General features: G+C 69.4%; 8 protein-coding genes. 5 read left to right on the top strand and 3 right to left on the bottom strand.

From position 1 onward, the window contains the following. The coding region (locus G6023_RS11425) for a M23 family metallopeptidase (protein ID WP_182635574.1) at positions 1-605 on the top strand (605 nt) is incomplete at its 5' end. Between the two features lie 76 nt (positions 606-681). On the opposite strand, the gene G6023_RS11420 is transcribed toward G6023_RS11425, so the two are convergent. Further along, positions 682-3,177, bottom strand: coding sequence for a UvrD-helicase domain-containing protein (locus G6023_RS11420; RefSeq protein WP_182635573.1), 2,496 nt, complete (start codon positions 3,175-3,177; stop codon positions 682-684). 39 nt (positions 3,178-3,216) lie between these two features. Then, a complete protein-coding gene (locus tag G6023_RS11415) occupies positions 3,217-4,641 on the bottom strand; it encodes an alanine/glycine:cation symporter family protein (protein ID WP_463059515.1) in 1,425 nt (474 codons plus the stop codon). Positions 4,642-4,699: 58 nt separating this feature from the next. Between G6023_RS11415 and G6023_RS11410 the strand changes: the two genes are divergently transcribed. After that, entirely contained in the window at positions 4,700-4,981 is a 282-nt protein-coding gene (locus tag G6023_RS11410; RefSeq protein WP_069388780.1) for a chorismate mutase, read from the top strand. 24 nt (positions 4,982-5,005) lie between these two features. Here the strand turns inward: G6023_RS11410 and G6023_RS11405 are convergent, their stop codons facing one another. After that, positions 5,006-5,677 (bottom strand): DUF5701 family protein, encoded by a 672-nt coding sequence (locus G6023_RS11405; protein WP_182635571.1) that lies wholly within the window; start codon positions 5,675-5,677, stop codon positions 5,006-5,008. A gap of 51 nt (positions 5,678-5,728) precedes the next feature. On the opposite strand from G6023_RS11405, the gene pgi reads away from it, so the two are divergent. From pgi to G6023_RS11390, 3 genes are all read left to right on the top strand, one after another. Continuing rightward, on the top strand, positions 5,729-7,387 hold the full coding sequence (gene pgi / locus G6023_RS11400) for a glucose-6-phosphate isomerase (protein ID WP_182635569.1): 1,659 nt from the start codon (positions 5,729-5,731) through the stop codon (positions 7,385-7,387). A gap of 52 nt (positions 7,388-7,439) precedes the next feature. Then, positions 7,440-8,030, top strand: a complete 591-nt coding sequence (locus G6023_RS11395) for a dihydrofolate reductase family protein (RefSeq protein WP_182635575.1) — start codon at positions 7,440-7,442, stop codon at positions 8,028-8,030. Between the two features lie 129 nt (positions 8,031-8,159). Further along, positions 8,160-9,007, top strand: an 848-nt coding sequence (locus G6023_RS11390) for a DUF222 domain-containing protein (protein ID WP_182635567.1), incomplete at its 3' end; no start/stop codon positions are given.

The following is a 9,007-nucleotide window of genomic DNA, read 5'->3' as shown; positions in this document are numbered from 1 at the left end:
CCGCCACCTCCGCGCCCAGTGCACCGTCGACCTCGGCGCCGGCGACGCCCTCGGCCCCGGCGCCGGTCGTCGTGCCGGCCGCTGCCGACGGCTCGTCCACCGATGACATCAGCTCGACGATGCTGTACGCGGGCACCGAGATCAACGCCCAGCGCGAGATCGCCGAGGAGCAGGCGCGACGGCCGAAGGTCGTCATCCCCGCGATCGGCGCGTTCACCTCCCCCTATGCGATGCGGTGGGGCGTGATGCACTCGGGCATCGACATCGCCAACGTCAACGGCACGCCCATCCTGGCTGCCACGGACGGCGTCGTGGTCGACGCGGGCCCCGCCCAGGGCTACGGCAACTGGGTTCGGATCATGTCCGACGACGGCACCATGACGGTCTACGGCCACATGGAGACCGTCGACGTCCAGAAGGGCCAGCGCGTCTACGCCGGTCAGAAGATCGCCGGCATGGGCAACCTCGGTTTCTCGACCGGCACCCACCTGCACTTCGAGGTGCTCGTCAACGACGGCCAGCAGCACGTCGATCCCGTCATCTGGCTGGCCGAGCACGGTCTCGACGTGCTCGCGGGCAGCGTCGCCTCCGCCTTCGGTAGCTGACAGTTCGACCTGTTCCGGCCGGGCCCACTCGATTGTCCGAGAGGCCCGGCCCCGGCGGCGCCATGACGCCTCTGCTCTAGAGCTTCTGCATGGGGACGCCCCCGATGAGCATCAGCCGGACCTTGCCCGACGCACCGAAGTCGATCGTCGCAGTGGCCCGCGGCCCACTGCCGTCGCAGGACAGCACCTTGCCGAGTCCGTACTTGTCATGGGTGACCCGGTCCCCCGGCGCCAGCTCGAGGGCGGGGGCGGACGCCTTCGCGCGGGGGATCCCGGACGACCGTCCACTCGCGGACCCGGCTCCACCTGAGCCGTACCCGCCCGAACCGTAGCCGCCCGAGCCGCCTCCGAAGCGGCGGCGCGGGACGTACGAGTCGTCATCCCCGACACCGCCACCACCGGCCGGCTCCTCGCGCTGCCATTCGATCGCCTCGGTGGGGATCTCCTCCAGGAACCGCGACCCGGGATTGGTCATGGGTTGCCCCCAGGACGAGCGCATCATCGCGCGGGTCAGATACAGGCGCTTGCGGGCGCGCGTGATCCCCACGTAGGCGAGCCTGCGCTCCTCGGACAGCTCCGCCGGGTCCCCCAGCGCCCGCATGTGCGGGAAGAGTCCGTCCTCCATGCCGATGAGGAACACCACCGGGAACTCCAGCCCCTTGGCGGTGTGCAGGGTCATGAGAGTGACCTGACCCTGATCCTCGTCCGGGATCTGGTCGGCGTCGGCGACCAACGAGACCCGTTCGAGGAACGCCGCCAGCGACCCGGGCTCCGCCAAACCCTCGTCGAGGTCGGCATCCGTCTGGTCGGGCACCGCACCCGCGGCCTCCCCGGCGTCCTCGATCCCGAAGCCCTGCTCCCGCGCGGAGCGCTGCAGTGCGGCCTCCGAGGAGAACTCCCGGCCCACGCCGACGAGCTCGTTGAGGTTGTCCAACCGGGCGGCGTCCTGCGGATCGTTGGACGCCTCCAGCTCGGCGCGGTAGCCGGTGCTCTCCAGCACGGCCTCCACCAGTGCCCCGACATCGGGCGCCGAGTCCTCCCCGGCGGCGTGACCGCTGCCGTCCAGCCGCCCCCGCAGGTCGTCGAGCATCTGCACGAACCCGGCGATCGCCTTGACGGACCTCGTCGGCAGCAGCGCCACCTTTCCCTCGGCCGCGTCCCGCAACGCGCGGCCGAACCCGATCCCCCGCTGCTCGGCGTGGACCACTACGCACGCCTCGGCACGATCCCCGATCCCTCGTCGGGGGGTGTTGAGGATCCGGCGCAGCGCCACGGTGTCGTCCGGGTTACCCAGCACCTTGAGGTAGGCGACGATGTCGCGCACCTCCTTGCGCTCGTAGAACCGGGTGCCGCCCACGACCTTGTAGGGCAGGCCCAGTCGGACGAACACGTCCTCGACCACGCGGGAGGAGTTGTTGGTCCGGTAGAACACGGCCATGTCGGAGTAGGAGGCCTCACCCGAGTCGACCAACCTGTCGATCTCCCCGGCGATGAACCTCGCCTCGTCGTGCTCGTTGTCCGCCACGTAGCCGACCAACAGCTCACCCGCGCCCTCGGAGGTCCACAGGTTCTTCTCCCGGCGGCCCGGGTTGCGCGAGATCACGGCGTTGGCGGCCGTGAGGATGGTCTGCGTGGAACGGTAGTTCTGCTCCAACAGGATGGAACGTGCATCGGGGTAGTCGTGCTCGAAGTCCTCGATGTTCCTGATCGTGGCCCCGCGGAACGCGTAGATCGACTGGTCGGCGTCACCGACAACGCAGAGTTCGGCCGGGGGGACGCCCACCTCGTCGTCGTTCCCGGCCGCCCCGCCGACGAGCGTGCGCACCAGGACGTACTGGGCGTGGTTGGTGTCCTGGTACTCGTCCACCATGACGTGACGGAACCGCCGCCGGTAGTACGCCGAGACCTCGGGGTGGGCACGCAGCAGCGCGACCGTCTCCCCGATCAGATCGTCGAAATCGAAGGCGTTGGCCGCCTGCAACCTCGACTGGTACTCCGTGTAGACGGCCGCGACGGTCTGCCCGGTGCGGTCGGAGTCCTCCATCGCCCGGTCCATCGCCTCGGACGGCTCGCGCAACTCGTTCTTGTGGTTGGAGATGGCCGTGGCCAGCATCCGGGGGGTGAACTTCTTGACCTCGAGCTGCTGCTCCTTGGCGATCATCCCCAGCAGCCGCCGGGAGTCGTCCGAGTCGTAGATCGTGAAGTTCGAGTTCCGCGTCCCGAGCAGCGCGGACTGGGCGCGGAGGATCCGCACACAGATCGAGTGGAACGTCGCCACCCACATCCGCTCGGCGTGCGGGCCGACCAGTGTGGCGACCCTCTCGCGCATCTCGGCGGCCGCCTTGTTGGTGAACGTGATGGCCAGGATCTGCCCCGGGTGCGCGCCACCCTCGGCCAGCAGGTACGCGATCCGCCGCGTGAGCACGCTGGTCTTGCCCGAGCCCGCGCCGGCCACGATCAACAACGGGCCGCCGCGGTGTGTGACCGCGGCGGCCTGCTGTGGGTTGAGCCCGTCCAAAAGGGGCGAGTGGGGCGTGGTCGGTCGGGCGGAAGCGTGTGCGGTGTCGGTCATCGTGGGTCCAATCTACCCACCCGGTCCGACACCCCGGGCTCAGCGCTGACCGGCCCCCGTGAACTCCTTCACCTGGGACGCCGTGGCGGTCAGGCCGGGGTCGTTGTCCAGGTAGTGGCGCGTCTCGCGGACGATGAGGCCGGAGAGGACCAGGAGGCCGATGAGGTTGGGGATGGCCATGAGGCCGTTCATGACGTCGGCGAAGTTCCACACCACCTCGAGTTCGGTGACCGCCCCCACGAACACCACACAGGTGAACACCATGCGGTACGGGATGACGCCGCGCGCGCCCACGAGCCGCTCCATACAGCGCTCGCCGTAGTACGACCAGCCGAGGATGGTGGAGAAGGCGAAGAACGCGATGGACACCGCCACCAGCTTGTCGCCCTCGGGGATCGCGGAGCCGAAGGCGTCTGCGGTCATCGTCCCGGCGCTGTCGCTGCCCTCCTGCCACACACCCGTGGTCACCAGCACCAGACCGGTGAACGTCACGACGATGATGGTGTCGATGAACGTCTGGGTCATCGACACCAGGCCCTGCCGGGTGGGGTGGGTGGTCTTGGCCGCCGCCGCAGCGATGGCGGCGGATCCCATGCCGGACTCGTTGGAGAAGATGCCGCGGGCGACACCCATCTGGATGGCGTAGAGGATCGCCGAGCCGACGAAGCCGCCGACCGCCGAGGTGCCGGTGAACGCGTCCGAGAAGATCTGGCCGAACGCCGACGGGATCTGGCCGGCGTTGACCACGAGCACGACGGTCCCGCCGACGAGGTAGAGCACGATCATCAGCGGCACGAACCCGGCGGTGACGCGGCCGATCGCCTTGATTCCGCCGAGGAGGACCGCGCCGGTGAGGACGAACATCACGATGCCGGTGGTGACGTGCGGGACGCCGAACGAGTTGTCCAGCTGGGTGGCCACCGCGTTGCCCTGGGTCATGTTGCCGATGCCGAAGCTGGCCAGGACGGCGAACACCGCGAACACGACGGAGAGGACGAGGCCGATCCTGCCGCCGGTGCGCCCGAAGAGTTCCGCGAACCCCCGGTGCAGGTAGTACTGCGGGCCGCCGGACTGCTCGCCGCGGGCGTCGGTGACGCGGAAGCGCACACCGAGGAACGCCTCGGAGTACTTGGACGCCATGCCGACGAGCGCGGTGATCCACATCCAGAAGAGGGCACCCGGTCCGCCCAGCGCGATGGCCGTGGCGACACCGACGATGTTGCCCACGCCGACGGTCGCGGCCAGGGCGGTGGTCAGCGCCTGGTACTGCGAGATGTCACCCTCGCCGCCGTCGTCCTTCCGTTTCAGCAGCCCCAGCCTGAGGGCGGGGACCAGCTTGCGGAACTGCAGCATCCGCAGCCGGATCGTCAGGAACAGGCCGGTGCCCAGCAGCAGCGGGATGAGGACGAACGGTCCCCAGATCACCGATCCGATGTCGGCGAGAAACGTGTTGATATCTTCCACGGGCGGAAACATTAGACGGTCATTCGTCCGGTTCGGGGCGCAGTGGGATAATTCGGTCATGAGCATCGATCCCGCCGGCACCGACGACCCGCTGTCAGAGTCCGAAATCCAGGAACTGCGATTGGAGATCGACCGCCTGGACGCCGAGATCCTCGATGCGATCGTCCGCCGCAGCGAGATCTCCAAGCGCATCGGCCGCACCCGCATGAAGTCGGGCGGCACGAAGCTCGTCCACACCCGGGAGCTCAAGGTGTACGAGCGGTTCTCCTCGCTCGGCGAGGAAGGGCAGACCCTCGCCGGCATGCTGCTGCGTCTCGGCCGGGGCCGCCTGGGCTACTAGCTGTACTGACAACCAGGGCCCCGGCTACTCTTCCGGCCCGACCCTGCCCGCCGTGGACGCGAAGCCCAGCCAGGTGTGGTGATTGTTCGCCCAGCACCATCCCACCTTGGGCGCGCCCTTGTTCTGCTTGCCGTCGCGGCCCGTCCCGCCACTGATCCACAGTGCGGGCGTCCGCGAGTCCAGCCCGCCGCCCTTCTTGGGTTTGCGTGAGCCGATGCACATGAAGCACTTCCCGGGCTCCAGTAGGTCGGGGCGCTGAAGCAGCCAGCTGATCCCCTCGGAAACGGTGAGCGGGGTACGACCCCGGGCGCCCATCTCGGTGTGGGCGTCGGTGGGCGTCCAGTCCAGCATGTCGTCGTCGCGTGTCACGTCCCCCACCAGGTATAACGGGGCGTCCGGGACGTGGACGTCGTCGGTGGGCACGAACTCGGCCAGGTCGGTCATGTCGACGACGACGAAGCCCGCCTTACCGTGGCGGCGCATGAGGGTGGCCAGTCGCGCGGTGGGCACCAGGGACGGGTGGACGGCCAGCACGGACCCGCCACCGCCTTCGCTGTCACCGGGTCCGGCAGGCAGGGCGCGGGCGTGGGCCCGCAGTTGGTCGGCCGTGATTCCGGCGAGCTCGGGCACGCCGAGCTCGATGAGTCGCTCGGCCTGGCGGGCGATGGGGGCGTCGGGAGAAACTACGGGGGTCACATCGCCGGAACGGCCCGCGGCCCGCCGTTATTCCCGGTTAGCCTCGAAGCCATGACCGACATCAGCACGACGAAGCAGTGGACAGCGGTGGAGAACCTGGTTCCGTCGATCGGCGAGGTGTCTCTGCGGGAGCTGTTCGACGCCGACCCGGACCGCGGCCGCCGGATGTCGGTCACCGCGGGCGATCTGCACGTGGACCTGTCCAAACATCTGGTCACCGACGAGATCCTGTCCGCCCTGCTCGAACTCGCCCACGCCGCCCGGCTGCCGGCGCAGCGGGCCGCGATGTTCCGGGGCGACCGCATCAACACGACCGAGGACCGCGCGGTTCTCCACACTGCGCTCCGTCTTCCGCCCGATGCCGAACTCGTCGTCGACGACCGGAACGTGGTGGCCGACGTCCACGCGGTACTCACACGCATGGCCGACTTCTCCGACCGCGTCCGCTTCGGCGAGTGGACCGGACACACGGGCGAGCGGATCGACACGGTGCTCAACATCGGCATCGGGGGCTCCGACCTTGGCCCGGTGATGGTCGACAGCGCCCTGCGGCAGTCCCGGACGGCCGGCATCAGCGCCAGGTACGTCTCCAACGTCGACCCCGCCGACCTCTCGGCCACCCTCGCGGAGATCAACCCGGCAACGACCTTGGTGGTGGTCGCCTCCAAGACGTTCACCACCCAGGAGACCATGGCCAACGCGCACGCGGCGCGCCGGCACTTCGTGGAGGCCCTCGGCTCCGAGGACGCGATCGCCTCGCACTTCGTCGCCGTCTCCACCGCCGCCGAGAAGGTCGCCGACTTCGGCATCGCGGCGGACAACATGTTCGAGTTCTGGGACTGGGTCGGTGGACGATATTCCGTCTCCTCCGCCATCGGGCTGTCGGTGATGATCACGGTGGGGCCACCGGCGTTCATCGAACTGCTCGAGGGCTTGCACACGATGGACGAGCACTTCGCCACCGAGGCGCCCGAGCACAACGCACCGGTCCTCATGGCGCTGCTGGGGATCTGGTACACGTGCTTCCTCGGGTCGCAGTCCAAGGCCGTGATCCCCTACGCCCAGGACCTCCGACGGTTCCCGGCCTACCTGCAGCAGCTGACCATGGAGTCGCTCGGCAAGTCGGTCCGGCTCGACGGCTCCGATGTCACCTACCCCACCGGCGAGGTCTACTGGGGCGAGCCCGGCACCAACGGCCAGCACGCGTTCTTCCAGCTCCTCCACCAGGGCACCCAGCTGGTTCCCGTCGATTTCATCGGGATCGCCCGCCCGGGCACGGACCTGGACGCCCACCCCACCGACGGGTCGGACGCGGTGTCCATGCACGACCTGCTCATGGCCAACCTGTTCGCGCAGTCGCGGGTCCTGGCGTTCGGCAAGACCGAGGAGGAGGTCCTCGCCGACGGCGTCGACCCGACCCTCGCGCCGCACAAGGTCATGCCCGGGAACCGGCCGTCCACCACGATCCTCGCGCCGTCCCTCTCGCCGGGCGTCCTCGGCCAGCTCATCGCCCTGTACGAGCACATCGTGTTCACCCAGGCCGCGGTCCTCGGCATCAACGCGTTCGACCAGTGGGGCGTCGAGCTGGGCAAGGCCCAGGCCGGCGAGTTGCTGGGCGCGCTCACCGCCGACACCCACCCGGGCCCCACCTTCGATTCCTCCACGGACTCCCTGGTCGAGATCTACCGCGAGGCACGCGGCCGGCGCTGAGTACGGGCCCTCTCCCCCTCGCGCGGCGCGCGCCACCGTGCGATTCTTGAGCATGGCCACGATCTACTGCACCGCGACGAGCCTCGACGGGTACATCGCCGACGACGACGAAAGCCTCACCTGGCTTTTCACCACTCCCGGAGGCGCCGCGCCGGGGTCGACTGCCGGGGCCGATGACGAGTCGGCGCCCGAGCTCCACTTCGACCGGTTCTTCGCCGGCGTCGGCTCGATCGTCTGCGGTGCGAACACCTTCGAGTGGGTCCGCCGGGATCTCACCAAGGACGGCCAACCGTTCGTCTGGCCGTACTCACAGCCCACCTGGGTCGTCACCCACCGGGACCTCGACCCCGTCGACGGCGTGGAGTTCTTCGCCGGCGATGTCGCCGACCTGCACCCCCGCCTCGTCGAGGCCGCGGCGGGGCGGGACGTCTGGGTGGTCGGTGGAGGCGACCTCGCCGGCCAGTTCGCCGATCTCGGCCTGCTCGACCGGGTGTGGATCCACCAGTGCGCGGTGGTCCTCGGCTCCGGCCGCCCCCTGCTCCCCCGTCGGCTCCGCCTCCACCGTCGTCAAGTCGACACCGACGGGCAGTTCACCGCCATGCTCTTCGCTGTCGTCGGCCCGGAACCGCGCGATTCGGCCTAGCTGCTCGACCCCCGGCGCGTCTCCTGTGATCCTCCGGTGCGTCGGGGGAAAACCCTTGCTCGGTCGAATGTGTGTGCGTATCATAGAACACAGATTCGATACCAACCAGACGGGCAGGGGGTGGAGCACATGGGCGGTAACGCAGACGCCGCGTCCGGTGGCCCCTCCTCGTCTGGTGGCGGCGCCGGTTCCGCGGCGCCCGTGTCGCTGTCGGGGTTGCGGGCGGCGGCGCGTGAGGGGTGGATGGGCGAGAATCGTGCGGCGGCGCGCCGGTTCGTGGCCTGTTACGAGTTGTTTGTCGAATGCCAGCGCCGGGAGGAGTCCGGGGCGGGCGGCGGTGAGTGTCGGCCCGGTCATGCCGTGCTCGATCCGATCGATGTCGCGGCCGGGTACGTGGTGTCGGCGATGGCGATCTCGACGGGCCGGGCCGAACGGATGATCACCTTCGCCCTCGATCTGCACCTGCGGTATCCGGCGATCCTGTCCGCGATGGCGCAGGGGCGGCTGGATCTGCAGGCCGCGAAGATCCTGGCCTCGCAGATGGCCACCGTCCACGTCGATGTGCTCGAGGCGGTGCAGCGGCAGGTCGTCGAGGAGTACCTCGCCGCGATCGAGGGCGGGGTGCGCATGGGCGAGAAAGCCATCCGCGGCAACGTCGATGCGATCATCGCCCGCTACGACGCGAACGGCATCCGCCTGCGCCGTCAGGAAGCGGCCCGCACCCGCGGGGTGCGGTTCCACAAGGGCGTCGACGGCATGTCCAGCGTCTCGGCGATCCTGGCCACCGAGGAAGCGGCCGTCCTGGCCGAGGCCCTCGACCAGCGCGTGAAAGACCACAAGTACGCCGACGCCCAAGCCGCCGCCAACACCCAAGCCGAGACCGACACCGCGGGCGCTGGGACTGGCGGCGCGACCACTGGCCACGGCACTGGCGCTGATGAGGTCGAGGACTACTCGATCGCCGAGCGTCGCGCCGA

The sequence above is a fragment of the Dietzia sp. DQ11-71 genome, assembly GCF_014144995.1.
GTDB classification, from domain to species: domain Bacteria; phylum Actinomycetota; class Actinomycetes; order Mycobacteriales; family Mycobacteriaceae; genus Dietzia; species Dietzia kunjamensis.
Note: the sequence above shows the minus strand (reverse complement) of the source record. Positions and strands in the feature narration are given on the sequence as shown.

What these genes read in the sequence shown, in the direction of transcription:
- pgi (WP_182635569.1), top strand. Translation starts at nt 5,729, where the DNA reads ATGACCGACATCAGCACGACGAAGCAGTGGACAGCGGTGGAGAACCTG.
- G6023_RS11395 (WP_182635575.1), top strand. Translation starts at nt 7,440, where the DNA reads ATGGCCACGATCTACTGCACCGCGACGAGCCTCGACGGGTACATCGCC.
- G6023_RS11410 (WP_069388780.1), top strand. Translation starts at nt 4,700, where the DNA reads ATGAGCATCGATCCCGCCGGCACCGACGACCCGCTGTCAGAGTCCGAA.
- G6023_RS11420 (WP_182635573.1), bottom strand. Translation starts at nt 3,177, where the DNA reads ATGACCGACACCGCACACGCTTCCGCCCGACCGACCACGCCCCACTCG.